Here is a 22296-nt window from a genome sequence, read left to right as displayed (position 1 = left end):
CTCATGAGAACCTACAAAGTCCAGCCGCCTCCCAACGCACGAAACGAACCGACCGCGGCACGCGCAGCAGCCTCACGCGTAAGCGCAAGATCGTCTTTCGCCACGAGCAACTGACGATCCGCATCCAGCACATCGGTCAGTCCAATCACTCCGGCCTGATAGGACTCCTGCGACCGATCCCTCACCCGTTGCAGAGCGCTGATCTCCCGAACGATCTCGTCACGGCGAGCCTCAGACTGAGCCAAAACACTGAAGGCATCTTCGACATCTTCAGCCGCATGCAAAACAGAGTTGCGATACTGCAGCAGAGCATCCGCATTGGCGAAACGCGTCTCCTTCACCTCGGCATCCACTCTTCCGAAATCGAATAACCTCCACCGCAAACCCGCCACAGCAGCCGGCTGGAAGCTCTGGCCTTGGAACAGGTGGCCCGGTGCAAGACTCTCGGACCCCAGAACACCCGAGAGTGAAATCTTGGGATAGTACTCGGCAAGAGCCTGCCCAATACGGGCATTCGACGCCGCCACTCGGCGCTCCGCCGCAATAATGTCTGGCCGCCTTCGCAAAAGATCGGAGGCATTGGCATATCCGGTAAGAGCCGGAACCACTGGAATGTCCACCACCGGAGTCAGTTCGGCAGCATAGGTACCCGGCTGTGCCCCCATCAGAACATCCAACCGATTCAACTCCGACTCCAGCGTGATCATAAGCAGTGGTACCGTCGCAATGGCCTGCGACAACAGCGCCTGCGCCTGCGCAAGCTCTCTGTCAGAAGCGATGCCGGCATCCTTCCTCTGCTGAACCAGCTTGACCAGGTGCTCATCTGTAGCGATCTGTTCCTTCGCAAAGGCGATCCTGGCCTGGGCTCCGCGAATCTGCAGATAAGCATCGGCAGCCTCCGCCACAACCGAGATGCGCGTCCCCATGCGCAGAGCCTCCGCTGCTTGAGCCTCATCGGTTGCAGCCTCGGCTCCGCGCTTCAGCCCACCAAAAAGGTCGGTCTCCCAACTCGCGCTCGCCCCAAGATCGTAGTAGTTTTGGTTGCGGTCATATCCCGGGAGCCCGCCAACGAAGCGCCCCACCTGGCTCTCCAGCGATTGATGAAACGATGTCGTCTGCGCATTCAGAGCACCTGTCGGTTTGCGTTGTGCACCCGCCTCACGCGCAACCGCACGAGCCAACTCGACCCGGCTTAGCGAAGCCGCGAGATCCAGATTCTGATCCAGGGCCCGTTGCACGATCTTGGTCAGCACCGGATCATTGAAGCCCGTCCACCAGCTATCGAGCATCGGCGCGGGTGGCACCCCCGTACGCGCTTCGATCGAAGGAGCATTATGAAACGGCTGCAATTGCGAGGTCGGCGACCGGTATTTGGGTCCCACAGTACAGCCGACAGCCCCAAGCGAAAGCAACAAAACGGACCTCATCCAAAGCGAGGAGCCCACTCGCGCTCTTCGTTCCTTCGAACGGAACGTGTCGCCTGACAGGGAGGAAGCAGCGCAGGATGCAATTGGACCTTGACTCGTCATAATTAGTAAATAGTATTGATAATCGTCACTTGTTGTCAATGTATGATGATTGCTCTATCATCTATTTATGACAAACACGGTCTCGGATCCGGCAATTACGATCTCGACTGCGGGCCAGCGTGGCCCGGCGGAACATGAGCGGCGGCATCAGATTCTACAGGCCGCCCTGGAGCACTTTCGCCACTATGGATACAAGAAGACGACCGTAGGCGATCTGGCCAAGGCGATCGGCGTGTCGAGTGCTTATATCTACAAATTCTTCGACTCCAAACAAGCTATAGGCGAAACCATATGCACAATGGGTCTAGCCGAAATCATCTCGGAACTGGAGCGGATCATCTCTGAAACCGAATCTCCTGTTGAGTGTATGAGATTGATTTATAAGGGTACCGCGCTCAAAAGCAACCAGGTCTTCCTCGAGCATCGAAAGATACACGACATCATTGCGGCGTCCTTCGAAGAGAACTGGAACTCTCACAATCATTACGGCAAGGCCTTCCTGGATATCATCCGCAAGGTCGTCCTAAAAGGCCGCGAGACCGGGGAGTTTGAACGGAAGAGTCCTCTCGAAGAGGTCTGCCACGCAATCCGTCTCACCATGGAGCCTTTCTACCACCCGTTGCTCTTGGAGCAGGATAGAGTTCGTTCAGAACAGGATGCAATTGCTGTCGCCAATCTAGTTCTCCGCTCACTAGCTCCGTAATAAGTGACGAGTTGACAAATACGTTACTTGTTATATAAATTCAGCTCAGCGCCACCAAGGGAGAGCTGAATCAATGAGGATCTGGATATCAATCTATGACGTGCTGGCTGTCGTTGGCCTGGCGTTTGCGCTAACAGGCTGCGAAAAGCACGAACAAGACCCCCGGACGCAGCCCGAACTGGTGCGCGTAGTACCGGTAGAATCCGCATCACACAGTGAGCGGGCATTCACCGGAGTCGTCTCGGCTCGGGTTCAAAGCGATCTCGGCTTCCGCGTCCCAGGCAAGATCACGAAGCGTTTTGTAGATGCAGGTCAGGCCGTTCGAGCCGGCCAGCCGCTCATGCGCATCGACGTAACAGACTTCACCCACGCCATTACGACGCAGACAGGAAACGTAGCAGCGGCAAAGGCGCGGGCGATTCAGGCAGCCGCAGATGAAGCACGCTATCGCGGTCTGGTCAGCACCGGTGCCGTCTCCGCCTCGGCATACGACGGAGTAAAGGCAGCCGCGGACGCAGCGCAGGCCCAACTCTCCGCGGTCGAAGCCCAGGCCCAGGTAGCAAGAGACGAAGGAGACTACTCCCTGCTCATCGCGGACGCCGACGGCATCGTGGTCGAGACGCTCGCTGAGCCCGGACAGGTAGTCACCGCTGGCCAGACAGTCGTGAAGTTGGCGCACTCCGGACCACGCGAGGCCGCCGTCAACCTTCCAGAGACGATCCGCCCCGCCCTCGGCTCGATCGCTCACGCAAATCTATACGGCACCGACACCCCCGTCGCATCGGCTCGGCTAAGACAACTCTCCGACGCAGCCGATCCACAGACGCGAACCTTCGAGGCCCGTTACGTCCTCGAAGGCGCTGCAGCCAAAGCCCCCCTCGGAGCGACAGTGACCATCCGGCTCGGTGGAGGTGAAGCCTCTCAGCCGATCGAAGTTCCGATCGCCGCTATTACAGACCGAGGAGCAGGCCCCGGCGTCTGGGTGCTCAACCCCGCCTCCACCATCTCCTTCCGCCCAGTGCACGTACTCTCCATCGGCGAAGAGAGTGCAACCCTCAGCGATGGCGTGCTCCCCGGCGAAAAGATCGTCGCGCTTGGAGCCCACCTACTCAGCAACGGTCAGCAAGTTCGTATCGCTGAAGAGAAGGCGGCAGTCCGATGAGCGACAAACACCTCTCAGGCCCTGAGATCCGCGCACGCGCAGAGTCCGCATTCCTGAACCTCTCGGCCCTGGCAGTCCGAGAGCGCGCAGTAACCCTCTTCTTGATCCTCGCCATCGTCATCGCGGGCATCGTCTCCTTCTTGAAGCTAGGCCGCGCCGAAGACCCCACATTTACAGTCAAAGTCTTCACCGTTACAGCAGTGTGGCCCGGAGCCACCGCGCAGGAGATGCAGGACCTCGTCGCCGAGCCCCTCGAAAAGCGCGTCCAGGAGCTACGCTACTACGACCGCGTCGAGACATTCACACGTCCCGGAATTATATGGATGACGGTCACCCTCAAAGACCTGACCCCTCCCATTGAAGTTCCCGAACAGTTCTATCAGGCCCGCAAAAAACTAGGCGACGAAGCACACAACCTCCCCCAGGGAGCCTTCGGCCCCTTCATCAACGACGAGTACTCCGACGTCACATTCGCACTCTTCTCCGTAGAGGCCCACGGCCTCCCCCCGCGCTTGCTCACAAGAGAAGCCGAGTCCCTGCGCCAGCGCGTGCTGCACGTCCCCGGAGTAAAAAAGGTCGACATCCTAGGCGAGCGCCCAGAGCGCATCTTCGTCGAGTTCTCCTACGCACGTCTCGCAACGCTAGGCGTAGGCGCTCGCGACATCTTCGACTCCCTCGTGCGGCAGAACGCCGTCACCCCCGCAGGCTCCATCGACACCCAGGGCGAACAAGTCTTCATCCGTCTGGACGGCGCCTTCGACGACCTCCAAAAGATCCGCGACACCCCCATCGTCTCTGGCGGACGAACGTTAAAGCTATCCGACGTAGCCGAGGTCAAGCGCGGCTATGAAGATCCCGCCACCTTCCTCATCCGCCACAACGGCGAACTCGCGCTGATGCTCGGCGTCGTCATGAAAGAGCAGTGGAACGGTCTGGAGTTAGGCAAGGCCCTCGAAGCAGAGCAAAAGAAGATCCAGTCCGACCTCCCTGCCGGCATCACCTTCACCAAAGTCACGGATCAGGCTGTAAACATCAAAGAGGCCGTCGGCGAGTTCATGCTCAAGTTCTTCGTCGCGCTCGCCGTCGTCATGGTCGTCAGCCTCATCAGCCTAGGATGGCGCGTAGGCCTCGTAGTCGCTGCTGCTGTTCCCCTCACGTTGTCCGCCGTCTTTATCATCATGCTGGCCACCGGTCGAGCCTTCGATCGCATCACACTCGGCGCACTCATCCTAGGCCTCGGCCTGCTCGTAGACGACGCCATCATCGCCATCGAGATCATGGTCGTAAAGATGGAAGAAGGCTGGGACCGCATCCAGGCAGCCGGCTACGCCTGGAGCCACACCGCAGCCCCCATGCTGGCCGGAACACTCGTCACCGTAATCGGCCTCATGCCCGTCGGCTTCGCAAACTCGAGCGCCGGAGAATACGCAGGCAACATCTTCTGGATCGTCGCCTTCGCCTTGCTGGTCTCCTGGCTGGTCGCAATCACCTTTACCCCCTACCTCGGCGTGAAGCTCCTCCCCAACATCAAACCCATCGTCGGCGGACACGCCGCAATCTACTCGACCCCCGGCTACCGCAAGCTTCGCAGCATGGTGGTATGGGCCGTTCGCCGCAAGGTCCTCGTAGCAGGACTCGTAGTAGGAGTCTTCTTTCTAGCCATCGCCGGCGTATCCCTCGTCAAACAACAATTCTTCCCCAGCTCCGACCGGCCCGAACTCCTCGTCGAAGTAACCCTCCCTCAAGGCACAAGCATCGAGACTACCAACGCCAGCTCCGCAAAAGTCGAGAACTGGATAAGGCAGCAACCCGAAGCGAAGATCGTAAGCGCCTACATCGGTCGAGGCGCGCCACGCTTCTTCCTCGCCTACAACCCCGAGCTACCCAACCCCAACTTCGCGAAGATCATCGTCCTCACGCCCAGCGAGAAAGAACGCGATCAACTGAAGCTGCGCCTTCGCCAGCGCATCGGACAAGGACTAGCCCCCGAAGCCCGCGTGCGTGTAGCACAACTCGTCTTCGGCCCCTACTCACCTTGGCCAATCGCCTTCCGCGTCATGGGCCCGGACACCGCCAAAGTCCGGTCCATTGCGGATCAGGTCAAAGCCATCATGCTCGCCAACCCCCACACCCGTCAGGCCAACGAGGACTGGGACGAACGCGCCCCAACCATGCACTTCGTTCTGGATCAGGATCGCCTGAGACTGATCGGTCTCTCCTCCAACGACGCCGCACAGCAGATCCAGTTTCTCCTCACCGGAGTGCCCATCACGCAGGTTCGCGAGGACATCCGCACCGTCGACGTCGTCGCTCGCAGCGGCGGCTCAGACCGTCTCGACCCCGCCAGGCTAAACGACATGACCCTCACCGCCCACGATGGACACCTCATTCCCATCAGCCAGATCGGCCACGTCGAAGTCAGGTCCGAGGACCCCATCTTGAAGCGTCGTGATCGCCTGCCGACCATCACGCTTCAAAGCGACATCGACGAATCTCTCCAGCCGCCCGAGGTCTCCGCCGAAATCCAAAAGGCGATTCAGCCCATCATCGCCCACCTGCCCGAGGGCTACAAGATCGAGACCGGCGGACCAGTCGAAGAGGCCCTCAAGGCAAACGTAGCCTTAGCCGCGGTCTTCCCTCTCATGATCGTCCTGACCCTCATCGTCATCATGCTGCAGGTACGTTCCTTCTCCGCAATGGCGATGGTCGTCCTCACAGCACCCTTGGGTCTCGCCGGAGCCGTGCCGATCCTCATCATCTTCCATCAACCCTTCGGCTTCAACGCCATCCTTGGCTTGATCGCACTCGCAGGCATTCTCATGCGAAACACGCTCATCCTCATCGGCCAGATCAAGACCAACCAGGAAGAAGGCCTCGATAGCTTCCACGCTGTAGTCGAAGCAACCGTACAACGTGCCCGCCCAGTCATCCTCACCGCGCTTGCTGCTGTGCTGGCCTTCATCCCTCTCACCTTCTCCGTCTTCTGGGGCTCACTCGCATACACCCTCATCGGTGGAACCGCGGTAGGAACCGTGCTGACCCTCGTCTTCCTTCCAGCTCTTTACGCGATATGGTTCCGCGTAAAGGCGACACCAGTCTCTCGCGAAAGTGCGCAAGGTGTCCTCCTACACAGCTAGAGATCACAGCTCGTCCTCTAGGTCATAGGAATCAGAAGAGACGTAAGTTGATTTTAATGAGAGGAATGTTTTCAGACGTCATCCAATTGGAGTAAGATCTGGCACCCGTAGGAAGATTGCCTGCGGCGCTGCCCGACTTAGGGAAGAACCTATGTGATGCCTCGGACGGCAATCGTTGTCGGAGAATAAACATGGTCACTTTGAGAAAGCGAATTCTCTTTGCTCTTCTGATGGCGGTACTTCCACTTACTTCGGGATGTACAAAACACAGTAAGAAAGAACGGTACTATCTCGTCTCGACCAACACCGACGTAGGCTACTGGAAGACCGTAGCTGCAGGCTTCCAGAAGGCCGGCGACGAGTACGGTGTTACAGCCGAGATGCGCGGCCCCGGAAAGTTCGACTCCCAAGGCGAAGTCGCCGCGTTCCGTGCCGTAGTTGCCCTTAAGCCGACAGGCATCATAGTCTCCGTCTCAAACTCCGCCTTGATGGCGCCCGAGATAGACGCCGCAATCGACGCTGGAATTCCAGTCATTACAGTCGACTCAGACTCACCCGCAAGCAAGCGGCTCTACTTTATCGGAACAAATAATCTGGAGGCCGGACGACTAGGCGGCCATCGCCTCGCGGCACAACTAAACGGGAAAGGCAACGTAGCCTTCTTCTCGAATCCAGGCCAGCCAAATCTGGACGAGCGCTTGAAGGGCTACAGGGAGACCTTCGCCGGATACCCTGGAATCAAGGTCGTTGAAGTCTTCGATATGAAAGGCGACACCGGCACCGCCATGGATAAGACCACCGAATACCTCGCCAGAACAGGTGCCGACAAGGTAGATGCAATAGTCTGCCTCGAGTCCTCTTCCGCGAAAGATGTAGGAGAAGTCTTCAAGCGATTAAAGGTGAAGGACCGGCTCTTAATAGCTATGGATCTCGATGTGGGCACACTATTGCTCGTGAAGGACGGCATCATCGATTCGACCATCTCACAGAAGCCCTACACCATGGGCTTTCTCGGCCTCAAAGCACTCGATGAAATCCATCACTATCCGGTGCGTCTAGCCGGAGACTATGGCCTCGATCCCTTCGCTCCCTTCCCCGCATTCATCGACACCGGCGTCTCGCTCGTAGATAAGAACAACGTGGATCCGCTTCTCGAGCGCGTCCGTGCCGTGGAGCTTCAGTAAGTACGAAACCAGGTAAGAAAACTTAGTAAGAAAAGATAGACGCGAAGAATGCCATTAACCCAACCGGTACTCTGCGCGTTCAAATAAAACATCCCAGCTACCATCGCTATATGTGCCCAGGTAAACTCACGCGATGGAAGGCTGTGCAAGCTTGCGCAATCGCATCTCTTCTCTTCCCTATCCTCCCATCGGCCTTGTCCGCACAAACTCCTTCTATCGACTCTCTTCAGGAACAGATCCGCAAGATCGCCGCGGGCGCACACGGCAAAGTATCTGTGGCGTGCTCCTTACCCGGTTCAACGCTGAACTGCGACCTGGATCCCCACGCGCATCCTCCCATGCAGTCGGTCTTCAAGATGCCCCTGGCCCTCCTGGTCCTGCATCGTGTCGAGCAGGGCACGCTCTCATTGGACCAACAGGTACGCTTTCTTCCCACGGACCGAATCCTCCCACACGCCTACAGCCCCTTGCAGACGAAGTATCCAGAAGCAGACGTCGATGTTCCACTACGCGAACTCACACGGCTGTCGGTCTCTCTGAGCGATAATGTGGCAGCGGACATCCTTCTTCGTCTCGTCGGTGGTCCCGCTATGGTGAACGCCTATATCTCCTCGCTTGGGATCGCCGGCTTTCATCTTCAGGATGGAGAAAACGCGATGCATCACGACGTTACTCTGCAATATCGCAACTGGTTTGAGCCTGCGGCAGCCGTCCAGCTCCTTCGTAGGATGAGCGATAACTCCCCGCTCACCTCCGAAAACACAAAGCTGCTTCTAAGCTGGATGCACGGCTCCATGCGAGCCAAACGTCTGGAAGGCGATCTTCCTGAAGGAACGTTCGTGGCTCACAAGGCCGGCACCTCCGACGTAGACAATGGCATCGCACACGCCACGAACGACATCGGGCTAATAACCCTACCGGACGGACGAAAGCTCGCCATCGCCGTATTTGTAACCGATTCAATTGCAGAGGAAGCCACCCGGGAAAAAGTAATCGCCCGCATCGGAAGAGCAGCCTATGATGCAGGGGCGAGAACGCACTAACTTCTTTTCGTTTCGACAGTTCATACAGGGGGCCGGCGATGGCAACAGAACAGCGGAAGCTGCGATCTCTCTCATGGATGTTGACCGCCATCAGTCGCGGCTTGATACTTCGCGACCGCCTGCGGGGTATAACGCGGGGGTTGCGCAGACACGACGCACGACAGGAATACTTCATCACCAGCGGAACACGAAAGCTATCATGCGTATACGTGCCCGGCATCGAAGCAGCACCTGCGGTACTGCTCTGTCACGGCATAGGAGAGACCGTAGAGCACTGGAGCGCAGTCCAGGCATTACTTCGCGATCATGACATCGGATCACTCATCTTCAACTACTCGGGCTACGGAAAGAGCTCAGGCCGCGTACGCGCAGAACACTGCGATGAAGATCTCGTCACTGCCTACACGGAACTGCGTCGCCAAGTAGGGGCACAGACTCCCGTATTTGTATTGGGATTTTCCCTAGGCAGCGGCATCGCTGCACACGGCATAGCGGCACTCCATCCGCCACCCGCAGGACTATTCTTGTGCGAAGCATTCGACTCATTCCGTGAAGCAGCATCAGCCGCAGGCCTCCCCCGTAGACTCGCACGCATGCTGCCGGACGTTTGGGTCACTGTCGCCAACATGGAACAAGTTCAAATCCCCGTATGGGTAATCCATAGCGATGGAGACCGGCTCTTCCCACTGGAGATGCCGCGAAAGATCGCCAAAGCCTGCGGCCAGTGGGGTGAGCTCATCGTGCTGGAAGGGTTCACCCATAACGAACCCATCCTGACCGCTTCAGAGACGTACTGGCAACCAATAATAGAACGGATCAAAAGATCGACGGCGATAGCAGAAAGCAAACTGGAAGGTAACTCATGAACATACTGCGTGTAGCTTCCTTCCTATGCCTCGCAATCTCACAATCTCTCGCCGCAACAAAGATCGTCACCGTCAAGTATCCCTATCCCTGGGGATTGGACACCGTGACCTTCAATCGAGCCATAACCACGCGCACGCAATTAAATAAATGGATGCGGCTCTCTCCATATCTAAGCCCTCAGAACGATCTCTTTGTAACCATCGACATCAGACGGTGTATCCCGACCGATCGCGCATACGTCGGATGCGGCCCAGAAGCCAAACTAAACACTCACAACATCGACATAAACATAAGCAAAATAAAGACCCTCAGAGAAAGTCTCGACCCAGCAGGTTATCCAGACGATCTAAAACCAGTCGTCGAATATTTCATCAAAATTCAAGACTTTGCTCTCTTGAGAATGGAAAGACAACGCGAGTTTTTCGTCACACATAACCTTTCCACGTTGACTCTGCCTTACGAAAATATAGATCCGAAGATCAGTTGCGCCGCCGAACTTCGTGCGATCGCCTCTAGCTCATCCAAGGATCGAAACTTCGAGAATCTGGTAGTCGTCGATTGGGAGAACTGCGTCAACCTGCTAGGCAGACAGCGCATAGGTCCTTATCCAAAGGATCGTTGGTCGCTCTTCCTAAGAGCACATCAAATTACGGAATCGAACGCCGACCTATCCGCAGAAGAGAGCTTCGTACAAGAGCCACACCGCCCTCCATCTCCACGGCAGATCCGCCTGCAGGTATCCCTCGCAATTATTTTTCGCGATTTTCCTTAGCAAAATCGCATGTCAACCCCTAAAACTACCTAACTCAACCTCCACTGCGACTTAGCAGTGGCACTTTAGTTTCGGTCCAAGCCATAAGATAGAAGTAAGGATCAAACAAGAAAAGCTCCAGCATAAAAAGCTGGAGCTCTTTCATTTAAACAGAAAGGAGTTCCTGTAAGTGACGCTAGCAGACGTTTTTGGACACAACCAATGTGGAATGAATATTTTACGCAGGCTCAGTCGCCATAAACCAAATCCCTGCCACCACTTGGCCCCAGAAATGGGGGGAGGGGGTGCACTAGTGGACTAACTAGACCGCCACGGTAAACGAGTCCTCACTCCGGGTAACGGCGCGATACATCGTATCCCGCTCAAAGGGCTCGCGCCCCGCCTCCGTGATCAGCCGTACCAGATCCGAGCGTCGCATCCCTTGCGGAGTAGTGGCACCGGCATCGTGATAGATCTTCTCCTCGATCACCGTGCCGTCGATATCGTCCGCTCCAAACCGCAGCGAGATCTGCGCCATCTTCGGCGAGACCATCTGCCAGTAGCTCTTGATGTGCGGAAAGTTATCCAGCATCAACCGGCCCACCGCGATCTGCCGCATATCCATCATTCCGGTCGTCTTGGGGATGTGCGCCAACGCAGTATTGTCCGGATGGAACGACAGCGGAATAAAGGTCTGGAATCCGCCCGTCTCATCCTGCACCGCACGTAGCTTCATCAGATGATCGACCCGGTCCTCGTCGTTCTCCACATGCCCATAGAGCATGGTGGCATTGGACCGCAGCCCCATCTGGTGCGCCGTCCGAGCCGTATCCAGCCACTCGCTTCCATCGATCTTGTGGTCGCAGATAATGTGCCGCACACGGTCCGCGAAGATCTCCGCTCCGCCGCCCGGTAACGAGTCGACGCCCGCGTCCTTCATCTGCTGTAGCGCCTCGGCAATCGTCATCTTGCCCCGCTTGGCCAGAAACGCCACCTCAACCATGGTGAAGGCCTTCACATGCACCTTCGGAAACCGCACCTTCAGTCCGCGTACCAGATCCATAAAGTATTCGAAAGGAAGATCCGGATGCAGCCCGCCCACAATATGAAACTCAGTCACCGCCTCGGAGTAGCCCGTAGCAGCAGTCTCCCAGGCCTCTTCAAGAGCCATCGTATAGGTCCCAGCCTCGCCCTTCTTCCGCCCGAAGGCGCAAAGCCGGCAAGACGCCATGCAGACATTTGTAGGGTTAATGTGACGGTTCACATTGAAGTAAGCAGTATTCCCATGCATCCGTTCGCGAACCCAGTTCGCCAGCCAACCCACCGCGAGGATATCGCCGCTCCGGTAAAGCGACACGCCATCCTCGAAGCTCAGTCGCTCGCCGTTCTGCACCTTCGCCGCGATAGGCTCCAGCGCAGCATCATCAGTCTGGAAGGAATGGCGCGGACGTTGGGATAATGGGAGGACACTCATACACTTATTCTATTCCTTGGCGCTCCGCGTCGACACATCGGACTTCGCCGATATCTCCGCAGAATCGACCATCTGAGGCTGAATAACGACCCCATCAAACAAAGTCGCACCGATCATATGATCGCCAACTGGACGCGCAAACCGCAGATTCCATCCCGTGTCCCAGAACTTCACCGACCGATCTGGTATATGGACCGCAAACACAATCGTATTCGCGCCGCCTGACGTAATCACGACCCGCTCCGAAGCCCCATCGTAGAAGACGCTGTTCACATCATGAATATGCAGATTCTTCAGACCTTCCCAGCTCGCCCCGCCATCCCGCGTAACAAAGAGCCCCTCTCGCCCACCAACCCAAACCGCGCCGCTACTATCAGCGGCCACGCCAGCCACCTGGGTCAACGTATCCGGAAGCTTCATCTCAGCCCAGGTCTTTGCATCATCGACCGAAAAAATAACCGACTTCAAACCACCAGCAACAATCGTCCGCTTCGTCGCCGAGACGAACAACAGCCCCTGTTTATCCGCTCCAGCAACTCGTCCCCATCGTTCGCCCGCTGTTCCGCTGGCCATCAAGCCCTCAGAAGTAGCAGCATAAAGCGTATCTCCACTTCGAGAGATCGCATAAACGCTCCCATCGAACGGCTGCGTCTTCACTCCCTTACTACCAATCGTTCCATCAGGCTTACTCAATCGCGCAGCAGCAACAGGCGATCTCCCTGCAGGACGAACCTTCTTCCCCACTTGCTTCCCCTGCGCAACTGCAACAGCTGGACCATCTCCAGATCTGCTCCACATAGCCCCATTCAGACGGTAGAATCCATGCCCAGTTCCCGCGATAATCGTCCCATCCGAAGCCTGCCCAAGGCTGAAGACATCTCGCCCTCCGAGCCCCGAGCTCTCCTGCACCCAGCTCAACCCACCATTCTCACTCGCAAAGACTCCACCCCACTCCTTGTCATTCACCACTCCCACATAGACAGTTGCAGGATGCTGTGCATCAGCGACGTACGAGGTAATCTGACGAGCAGAGAATCCCGCGTTCGAGCTTATAAACGAATTACCTCGATCGCGACTGAATAACACGCCACCTCGGTCGGTTGCCAATAGCACATGAGATGAGTCCGTGGGATCAACATAGACGTCATTGACGATCACCTCCGGACCAGTCGTCCTTACCCAGTTAACTCCGGAGTCGTCGCTTCGAAACAGACCTTCCGTAGTCCCCGCATAAACGGTCTCTAGATGCTTGGGATCTTGCATCAAAACACGCGTTCGTCTCGCTGTAGAAGGAATCCCCTGGATCTTCTTGAACTTCCCGCCTGCATTCTCACTCTTGTAAATTCCTGAACAGGCACTCGCATACACAACGTTCGGCTTAGTCGGATCGACGATGATCGAGAACACGTCTGAATCCTCGATAACACCCTCTTTGATACTGCTCCAGTTCTCACCACCGTCGAGTGATTTCCAAGGCAGATGCCATGTTCCGGCATAGATAGTCTTTGGGTCGTTGGGGTCGATCGCAATCGACTCTACCTCATGGAGCTCATGACTCCCCTCTGGACTGATCAGCTGCCACTTTGTTCCACCATCGACAGACCGGTAAACTCCCTTCAAGGTTCCAGCGACGATCGTCTTTGGATCCGAAGAAGAGGCCGTCAGCGAGCGAACTGACTGTCCAGCCATTCCCGCATTACTCGTCCAGGTCAGACCAGCATCGTTGCTTACATATAAACCGCCATCGTTACTTCCCAGCACCCAGGCACCGACGATGATATGGCTCGCATTCTTGGCATCTACAACGATGTTGTCCAGCACCAGGTCATCACGCTTCCCTACCCGAGCCAGTCGCCGCCATGCCTTGCCGCCATCGCGCGATTCGAAGATCCAACCGTTCACAGCTCCGAGATAAAGATGTTGCGGGTCATGAGGATCTGACGCAAAACTGCGGGCGTCTCCTCCATCTGGCCCAAAGGGCAGCCAGGTTACCGCATGCCCCAAACCGGAGCAAAGCAACAAAAACAAACTCAATAAACCTAGGGAAAATCCAAACCGTCGATTCAACTTAGTCCGTCCAGTTCTAACAATGGTCCTTGGAATCTGCTGCAAAACTTATTCCTTCAACACAAAGGCTGACTGGGAACCAACCCAGTCAGCCTCTGTGCTTTGTTGCATTAGGAGACTACAGCTTACTTGGTGTGCTTCCGGGCTACCTTGTGGGGAACCTTCACTGCGCTCTCGTCGACAGGGGTGATACCTGTCGTGTCGAGCGTTGCGCCGGCGGGGATCAACGTCGTGGTGACCGTCTTTGCATCCGTCGAGCCAGTGTAGACCGATACACGCGATGCATCGATGCCCTTCTCGGTTACCAGGTAATCCTTGGCGTTGACTGCACGAGCTGCAGCAAGGTCAGCTACCTTGGCATGTTTGCCCCGAGGTGTCTTCTCCTTCGCATCAGCGTTGCCGACGAGTGCAAGCTTCGCATCCGAGCTGCGCTGCAAGTTGAGGGAGATGTCATCCAGGCAAGCCTTGGCTTCGTTGTCTACTCGCGCCGGGCGACGAGCCTCGCGCTCGAAGTTGATGGAGCAGAGGTTTGAAGTGGTGGGTGCTGGCGGCGGCGGGGGTGCCATAACCGTTACAGTTGTCGTGGAAGAAGCCGACTGGCCCTTGTCATCGACGACGTTGCAAGTAACAGTGATCGTACCCGGCGCAGCTCCAACTGTGGAGAGAGTACCAGTGGAAGCGTTGCCTGCCACTGAACCGGCGGACGCGCTGTAGCTGTAGGTCAGAGGACGATTCTGCGGGCTAACACCAGTCGCTGTGATCGTCGAGGAATCGCCAGGGCTCACGGTCGACGGATTCGCCGAGCAGGAGACGGTTGGCGGCTCGAAGGCCTTCACAGTGTAAGAAGCGGTGCAATCCGCCATCTGGCCGGGCTTGGTGCCCTCAGAGACGTGACCCTTAGCCGTATAGGTTCCCGGCGCGGCGGTCTTGGTGTCGATGTTCGCTGTGCTGGAGGTGCCTGAGATCGTTCCGCCATCAGTCGACCAGGTATAGGTTGCGGTCTTCTTGGGGTTCAGATTCAGAGCCGTACCGGTAACGGTGAGAGGGTCACCCGGATACGCCGTCGCAGGAGAGACCGCGCAGGAGTAGGTCACAGGAGGAGGAGGAATGATGTGGCCGAAGTGCGTCACGATACCGGTGCTCAGTTCGACGCCGCTCAGGTTCGCACGTCCACCAAGGACGCCGCCGGTCGGAACAGGAACAGACGGACCGAAGTTGGCGTGGATGTAACGGTAGTCCGCTTCAAACAGACGAAGCGAAAAACGGTTGTTCAGGAAAGGCAGATCGTAGTCCATGCCACCACCTGCGGCAACCGAAGCGCCCCAGCGGTAGGGCTCGTGGTAGACCACCGGCCCTTCACTGTTCGGACCGCCCAGACGGGCGCCTCCGACCAATCCGTGAGCAAATACGGTGAAGTTCTGCATCGGTGCGCGGAAAATCGGGCCACCGGAGATCACCGACATACCGTCGTTCTTTCCATCCGGGTGGTTCGCGTATACGCCCTCAAGACCGACATACTTGCTGAAGTAGTAAGCGCCACTGCCGATCGCACCGACGTCGATCGAAGAGTAGGCAATGCCGGCAGGCTTCACCTGACCATGTGCGCCATAATAGGAAAATCCGGTGAACACATCCACGCGGGAAGGGTTCGGCCCCAAGGGAGCGGTTGTGCTGGGCACAGTCTGTGCGCTCAGGCTTGCTGAACCAAGGCTGACTGCACATGCAGCCAGTACAAACCGGCCAATACTACGTAACGGGCGATAAACCATTCGACTTCCTCCGCGTAATTAATACATTTTTATTTGCCAGCGCTAAAAATTTAACACTTGGCTTGATTTCTGTTTGATTCTATTAAGCTTACCGCAGTTGCAGGCGTACCTCGCATTTATATGCAGTATGTAATTCATCTTTCAAGACTTTACCAGCCCGTTGGCAGTATTGCGCCACTATCGATACACCAGGCGAACCTGAAAAGTAACTCAACTGTCTGAACTCTTGGCGCTGCCATCCTAATCCAGATTCAGGGTCTTGCGTAATGTTCCTCGCTCTTTTTGTATCTTTTCCTGCAGAAGGGTGATCGCATACAGCAATTGTTCAGGCCGAGGTGGGCAGCCGGGAACATAGATGTCAACCGGAATAATCTGGTTGACCCCTTGCAATAACGCGTAATTATTGAAAACCCCGCCCGAGGTGGCACACGCTCCCATGGAGATGACCCATTTTGGCTCTGGCATCTGCTCATAAAGCCTGCGAATGACCGGAGCCATCTTCTGCGAGACGCGTCCCGCAATGATCATTAGGTCGCTCTGCCGTGGGGAAGGCCGAAATACCTCAGCTCCAAACCGGGCGATATCGTACCGCGAACCGCCCATCGACATCATCTCGATAGCACAGCACGCAAGTCCGAACGTCATCGGCCAGACCGAGTTCTTTCGCACCCAGTTGATCGCCGCGTCCATCGACGCTAAAACGATCCCCTCAGGCTGATCGTAACCCCAGCTCACCTCTGTCAGTTTGTCGCGATTCTTCCCGAAGCTATCGAGCGCGCCGAAAAAATAACGATCATTGTTTTGTGGAACTGCCGTAGGCCGGCCATTACTCGAAGTCTCGTTTGCGGGTACGCTCATATATTTCAGTATAAAACTCTTCCACTAAACTAGTAACTTTTCCATTGAAGTCCGGAACATTTACCTAGCCCATTCCCTTCCGATGCACAACTCTCGAGCAAAGTTGGCTGCTAAGGACATTTGTATTCTTCAATCTTCATCTCAGGATTAACCCTGAATCCCTGCGGAAAATCCAGGCTAATCCTATACCGCGCCCAAGTTAGCTTCCCCAGCGCCATCCCCTTGCCTTCCGTAGGCTCCTCGACTCGATGTGCGGTTGAGCTGAAGTGCGATGCCACCATAGCGGCCATCTGGGCCTGATTCGCCGTTCCTGGAATCAAATGCGCATCCAGAATCTCCAGCTTTCCCTCTGACGCTTTCGATACCATCGCTGCCAATTCACTCTCCGCTCCCTGCGCCGGAGGCACATGTTTGCCATACCGTTCGTACGCTTCCATCAACCTCGCAAACTCCGCTGCACTCGCCGCAAACCGGAACCGCCTCGGATTCCACGCAACCGCGTCCTGTGCCCGAAAGCTGAAGTCCGTGCTGAATAACAGCGGATTCACCGAGTCATAGGGCGGCGTGGCCAGTCCCGCATAGTCATGTATCAGCCTGGGGCCACTCTCCGGCAGCACCTGCAGCAGCCATCCCGATCCCCAAGACAGCGGCTCCATTCGCACCTGCAACCCGCCTCCGATCGGACGCGAGAGGCTCTCCCCAGCGCGAACCTCACCCTCTACTATCCCTCGTCGGCAAACACCCTTGCCAACCGGCCTCTCCGCAGCGATAGCCTGAGTCGCACCACCTCCCACCACAGCGACTCCCACCAGACCCGCTATCGCCCGCAGAGTTCTACCGAGCATTCTCCTCCATCGCCCGCATCAGATCGACACGCAATCCCTCCTGCTCCTCTAGCGACAGCTTCGCTCCATCTCGCGTCAGGTAAAAGACGTCGATAGCCGTCTCTCCCTCCGTGTCGACCAACGCCACCTCGATATTGAAGCCGCCTCCAGCCAGGGTCAGGCTCAGCGCGCGCAGTAAGCCCGGATTATCCTGTGCCACAACCTCCAGCAGCGTACTGTGCGACGAGGCTGTATCGTCAAAGTCCACCCTGGCCTCGATCACAACCTTGGGAGTCGTCTTCCGGCCTCTTTTTCGCCCACTCAGCAGCTTCTCGACTGCAATCTCTCCAGCAACGACATCGTGCACGCTCTTCACGAACCGCTCATGCTCAGACTCGTTCAGCTCTAGTGTCTGAAAACCGTCCGTAAATCGAAAGCTGTCCACCACCACGCCCTGCCGGTTAGAAAACGCGTCGGCCGTTACGATATTCATCCCCCATGCAGCCAGCGCTCCGGCCATATTCGCAAACAACAACGCCCTGTCCCGCGTCACCAGCGTGATCTCGCTCACGATCGGCGCATAGCGAAAATCTAACTGCACCGCATCTTCGGCAAACCGGCCAGCGCTCAGAAAGTTCGCCCTTACCTGCTCCGGCGTTCGTGTCCTCACGTAGCGCTCCGGAAACCCTTCGAGATAAGCCCGCACCTCCGCGGCCCGCCCCGGCAACAGCGCAGTGACCCGATAGACCAGCTCGCTCTCCTCACGCGCTCCCAGACGCTCGTCATCGACGTTCCGGTCCAGGTAGTTAGAGGTCGCGATATACAGCCTCCATAAGTTCTCCGCCTTCCATGGAGTCAAAGCATCCGGATGAACCGCATTGATGTCCGCATAGGTAAACAACGTCAGCATCCGCAGCGCCTCAGGCGTCGGCACCTTGACCGCGAACGCCTCCACCGCCTCCCCGTCCGCCACATCCCGTCGCAACGCGGCTGACATATCGAGATGGTTCTCGATCAGTCCCAGCACCAACCCACTCTCATACCCATCCAGCTCCAGGCGATCCAACACACTTCGCGCCATGCGGGCACTCTCTACAGCATGTTCGCCCGTAGCTCTGCCCTTACCCGTATCGTGCAGCAAAGCGGCAAGGTATAACAGCCCAGGATGAGGTAGCTCCTGCAGGAGCATGCCAAACCGTGCTGCCCACTCTCCCAGGCCGCCGTCCTGCGGTGTAGCCAGCCGATGCAGCGTATCGATCAGCACGAACGTGTGCTCGTCTACCGTATACCGGTGATAGGCGTCCCGAATCACAAGCGCATCGATCCCGTGGAACTCCGGGATCAACAACTCCAACACCCCAAGCGCATGCATCGCCCGCAACGCATCCCCCGCGTTCGGCTCCGTTAGGATCGCCTGCAACTGCCGCCACAACGCCGGTCCCTCTTCGATATGTGCGGAGATCAGCGGCAGCGCATGCGACAACCGGTCCTCCGCCTCTCGTCCTAGAGTGCAGCCCGTCCGGGCCATCGCCGCAAAGATCTTCAGCACCACATCCGGATCAAGCGCCGGATCGTAGGCACGGTCCCCATCCATCCCACTCGCCGCGTCCAACACCACGCGCCCACGCTCCAGCCGGAATCCCTCCAGAGACTCCTCCACCCGTCTCCCCATCTTCAGACCAAAGATCGAAGCTGCCTTTCCCTTTCTTCCTTGAAGGTCGGAGATCTCCTCCAGCCTCTGCTTGATCTGCCGTTCGATACTCCTCGCATGCCGAAAGTAGACGCGCATCCAGTACGCTGCATCCGCAGATCCCGTACCCTGCAGTCCGATCGCCGCCGCAGCGGCTGCATCCTGAGCCTGCCAATCCAAAGTATTGTCATCCCGCTCGTGCCTGTAATGCAGGAAGCAGCGCACCTGAAACAGAAACTCCACGGCCTGGCGAAACTCCTCGCGATCGTTACTCCCAACCGCATCCACGCCTGACTTGCCCGACTTGCCACTCTCCGGCGCCGAACCCTGGATCGCAGCAACCCACGCGCAAACATGAACGTCCCGCAGCCCCCCCGGAACATCCTTGATGTTCGGCTCCAGATGGAAGAGCGTTCCACCATACTTCGCATGCCGGTCCCGAGTCAGTTGCGCAAGCCGCGTCAAAAGCGCCTTCTGCTCCCGATGTATCAGCTTCGGCAAAATCTGCTCGGCAAGCTTGGCTTGCACGCTCGAATCCCCAGTGATCAAACGTTGGTCCAACAGAGAGACCGTAAACTCCGGATTGTCCTCATCGAACTTCTCGCACTCGGCCAGCCGCCGCGTCGCCGGAGACACCCGAACCCCGCAGTCCCAAAGCTCCTGCCCCACCCGCCGGACCGCATCCTTCAGGTCCTTCTCCGCGACCTTCGCGTCAAGCAGAAACAGCAGGTCCACATCCGAGTAAGGAAAGAGCTCCTGCCGCCCATAGCCTCCCACCGCAAGCAGCGCGATCCCCGTCCCCAACCGCGGGTCCTGTTCAACCTCAGCGCCCCACAGCCGCTGTACAAGCTCATCCAGCAACTTCGCGCGCGCCGCAATCGCCGCAACTCCGCTGCCCCCGGCGTCGAACGCGCCGCGGATCTCCAACATCCGTCGTTGATACTCCCCACGCATTCGGCTGCCCGCGGATTCTGCCACTACTTCATTCGATCCGCTCGAATCGTCTCCGCGCATGGTGTTCGCCTCTGAAAGAAACTAAAGCATAACAGCCATTCAGCCAGAACCGCCGTTCCAGCTCCCGCCTCCGAACTGGCGGGGCGGACACATTTAGAGCGCGATCTCCCCCCGCTCATCGTTCCTGATCCGGATCGCCTCATCAATCTTCGACACGAAGATCTTGCCGTCGCCGATCTTGCCCGTCCGTGCCGTCGTAATGATCGCCTGGATCGCCTTCTCCACCATCTCGTCCGTCACCACCATCTCCAGCTTGACCTTCGGCAACAGGTCGACCGAATACTCGCGCCCCCTGTAAAACTCCGTATGTCCCTTCTGCCGGCCATGTCCCCGCGCCTCCAGAATGGTGATTCCTTCCACCCCGATCTCCACCAGCGCGTCCTTCACTGCATCCAGCTTCGATGGCTGAATCACCGCTTCAATCTTCTGCATGTCCTCTAGTCCTTCCTTGCCTTTAGACTCTCACTTGCTCCGGAGGTCCGATCTCGCAATACGAATCGCAATATGAATATTAGTGCGCCCAATCGTACCCTTCTTCGCCGTGTTGCGACAGGTCCAGTCCCTCGCGTTCGTCTTCCTCGCTTACTCGTAGCCCAATCGTCTTGTCTATCACAAACAGCAGAATCAGAGTCCCGACAATCGAGATGCTCCATGCAATCCCTACCCCGATCGCCTGATTCAGCAACTGGTGTGCATTGCCCTCCAGCAGTCCAGTCGGCTTGCCCGCCCCGAAGATTGGGTTGATCACGCTATTCGCAAAGACGCCAGTCAGCAGCGCTCCCAGCGTTCCGCCTGCGCCATGCACGCCGAAGGCATCCAGCGAGTCATCATATCCAAACGCCGCCTTCACCTTCACGACCATGAAGTAGCAGAACACGCCAGCAATCAGCCCGATCCATATCGCCGACATCGGCGTCACGAAGCCCGCAGCCGGAGTAATCGCGACCAGCCCAGCCACCGCGCCCGAGATCGCTCCCAGCGCCGAGGGCTTGCCCTGCCGAATCCACTCCGCCGCGCTCCAGCTCAATACCGCAGCAGCCGCGCCAAAGTGCGTCGCCACAAACGCCGAGGTAGCCAACGAGCCGGCACCCAGCGCGGACCCCGCATTGAAGCCGAACCAACCCACCCACAACATACAGGCTCCAATAAAGCTCAGAACCACCGAGTGCGGCGGCATCGGCACCTTCGGATATCCCAGCCGCTTGCCCAGATAGATCGCTGTCACCAGAGCCGAAACGCCCGAGGTCACATGCACCACCGTCCCGCCCGCAAAGTCCAGGCACGGAAACTTGCCCCCTAACGCTGCATTCAGAAGGCCATGCTTACCCCAAACCATGTGCGCCATCGGGCTGTAGATAAAGATCGCCCAAAGGATCATGAACACCAGCATCGCCGAGAACTTCATCCGCTCTGCAAACGCGCCCGTAATCAGCGCCGGCGTAATAATCGCGAACATCAACTGGTAGACCATGAATGTCTGCAGCGGAATCGTCGCGGCGTAGTCCTTATCCGGCATCAACCCCACACCATGCAGAAACGCGTTGTGCAGCCCGCCGATAAAGGCTCCGCCATCTCCAAACGCCAGCGAATACGTAACCAGAGCCCACAGCACCGTAATCACCGCCATCATGGCGAAGGTCTGCATCATCGTGCCCAGGATGTTCTTCTTCCGTACCAACCCGCCATAGAACAAAGCCAGCCCCGGGCCGCTCATCATCAACACCAGCGCGGCCGAAACCAGCATCCAGGCGTTGTCTCCGGCGGTCTGCGCGGCGGCAATCGCAGTCGCACTATCCGTTGCCTGCTTCTCCAACGTCGCAATTCGATCCGCCTGGCTCGCGGAGGACGGCGCAACCTGCGCCGCCGGAGTCTGCGCCTGTGCCATCGGCCCAAAGGTCGTTAGACCGCTCAAAATCATCAAGCACAACGCTAGGCACAACTTCACAAAGCCCACCTTTACAAAACAAAGCCGCATGGCTGAATCACTCATTTCAGGGCTGGTCTCCAATCGGCTCTTAAGGCCAATTGGGAATAGTTCTCGCCGCCGTCCGAGGGCACAGGATCGAACTCTCCCGCCAGACGGTCAATCTCTCACAAGTCTCTGTTGGTTGAAGCAGGGCTACAGCAGCTTCCAGGGGGAAACCACAACGAATTAAGAGCTATTGTCACTCAATGTACACAAACCGATCCCTAATACAAAATCAAATCCGCTCATCCAGCAGAT

Annotated in this window: 16 protein-coding genes; 7 read left to right on the top strand and 9 right to left on the bottom strand. The window is 57.4% G+C overall.

The window, feature by feature from the left end:
• Positions 1–11: 11 nt before the first annotated feature.
• Positions 12–1415: an efflux transporter outer membrane subunit gene (locus HB393_RS14370; protein ID WP_255551118.1), complete on the bottom strand. Its 1404-nt coding sequence runs from the start codon at positions 1413–1415 to the stop codon at positions 12–14.
• A gap of 181 nt (positions 1416–1596) precedes the next feature.
• On the opposite strand from HB393_RS14370, the gene HB393_RS14365 reads away from it, so the two are divergent.
• From HB393_RS14365 to HB393_RS14335, 7 genes are all read left to right on the top strand, one after another.
• Positions 1597–2232, top strand: coding sequence for a TetR/AcrR family transcriptional regulator (locus HB393_RS14365; protein WP_213805871.1), 636 nt, complete (start codon positions 1597–1599; stop codon positions 2230–2232).
• 73 nt (positions 2233–2305) lie between these two features.
• Positions 2306–3394 (top strand): efflux RND transporter periplasmic adaptor subunit, encoded by a 1089-nt coding sequence (locus tag HB393_RS14360; RefSeq protein WP_213805870.1) that lies wholly within the window; start codon positions 2306–2308, stop codon positions 3392–3394.
• Positions 3391–6531: an efflux RND transporter permease subunit gene (locus HB393_RS14355; RefSeq protein WP_213805869.1), complete on the top strand. Its 3141-nt coding sequence runs from the start codon at positions 3391–3393 to the stop codon at positions 6529–6531. Before HB393_RS14360 ends, HB393_RS14355 begins: the two co-directional genes overlap by 4 nt.
• Before the next feature lie 191 nt (positions 6532–6722).
• The gene (locus tag HB393_RS14350) at positions 6723–7715 is read left to right on the top strand and encodes a substrate-binding domain-containing protein (protein ID WP_213805868.1); all 993 of its coding nucleotides are present in this window, start codon (positions 6723–6725) and stop codon (positions 7713–7715) included.
• Between the two features lie 143 nt (positions 7716–7858).
• Positions 7859–8758, top strand: coding sequence for a class A beta-lactamase (gene bla / locus HB393_RS14345; protein ID WP_345945205.1), 900 nt, complete (start codon positions 7859–7861; stop codon positions 8756–8758).
• A 38-nt stretch (positions 8759–8796) separates the two neighbouring features.
• Positions 8797–9624, top strand: a complete 828-nt coding sequence (locus HB393_RS14340; RefSeq protein ID WP_213805866.1) for an alpha/beta fold hydrolase — start codon at positions 8797–8799, stop codon at positions 9622–9624.
• Entirely contained in the window at positions 9621–10397 is a 777-nt protein-coding gene (locus HB393_RS14335; RefSeq protein WP_213805865.1) for a hypothetical protein, read from the top strand. Before HB393_RS14340 ends, HB393_RS14335 begins: the two co-directional genes overlap by 4 nt.
• A 301-nt stretch (positions 10398–10698) precedes the next feature.
• Here the strand turns inward: HB393_RS14335 and mqnE are convergent, their stop codons facing one another.
• The 8 genes from mqnE to HB393_RS14295 all read right to left on the bottom strand — a co-directional run bounded on the left by mqnE (position 10699) and on the right by HB393_RS14295 (position 22062).
• Positions 10699–11850, bottom strand: a complete 1152-nt coding sequence (gene mqnE, locus HB393_RS14330) for an aminofutalosine synthase MqnE (RefSeq protein ID WP_213805864.1) — start codon at positions 11848–11850, stop codon at positions 10699–10701.
• 9 nt (positions 11851–11859) lie between these two features.
• A complete protein-coding gene (locus HB393_RS14325) occupies positions 11860–13872 on the bottom strand; it encodes a hypothetical protein (RefSeq protein WP_255551116.1) in 2013 nt (670 codons plus the stop codon).
• A gap of 170 nt (positions 13873–14042) precedes the next feature.
• Positions 14043–15596, bottom strand: a complete 1554-nt coding sequence (locus HB393_RS14320) for an OmpA family protein (RefSeq protein WP_345945204.1) — start codon at positions 15594–15596, stop codon at positions 14043–14045.
• Between the two features lie 330 nt (positions 15597–15926).
• Positions 15927–16544, bottom strand: coding sequence for an NADH-quinone oxidoreductase subunit B (locus HB393_RS14315; RefSeq protein ID WP_213805862.1), 618 nt, complete (start codon positions 16542–16544; stop codon positions 15927–15929).
• Positions 16545–16654: 110 nt separating this feature from the next.
• Complete coding sequence (locus HB393_RS14310) at positions 16655–17389, bottom strand: hypothetical protein (RefSeq protein WP_213805861.1); 735 nt, start codon at positions 17387–17389, stop codon at positions 16655–16657.
• Entirely contained in the window at positions 17379–20072 is a 2694-nt protein-coding gene (gene glnD / locus HB393_RS14305) for a [protein-PII] uridylyltransferase (RefSeq protein WP_213805860.1), read from the bottom strand. Before glnD ends, HB393_RS14310 begins: the two co-directional genes overlap by 11 nt.
• 93 nt (positions 20073–20165) lie before the next feature.
• Positions 20166–20504, bottom strand: coding sequence for a P-II family nitrogen regulator (locus tag HB393_RS14300; protein ID WP_213805859.1), 339 nt, complete (start codon positions 20502–20504; stop codon positions 20166–20168).
• 79 nt (positions 20505–20583) lie between these two features.
• Positions 20584–22062 carry an ammonium transporter gene (locus HB393_RS14295; RefSeq protein WP_255551114.1) on the bottom strand — a complete coding sequence of 493 codons (1479 nt, stop codon included), beginning with the start codon at positions 22060–22062 and terminating at the stop codon, positions 20584–20586.
• Between the last annotated feature and the right edge of the window lie 234 nt (positions 22063–22296).

Origin of the sequence: Granulicella sp. dw_53, assembly GCF_018449545.1 — a bacterium.
Lineage (GTDB): Bacteria > Acidobacteriota > Terriglobia > Terriglobales > Acidobacteriaceae > Edaphobacter.
This window is presented reverse-complemented; position numbering and strand designations above follow the sequence as displayed.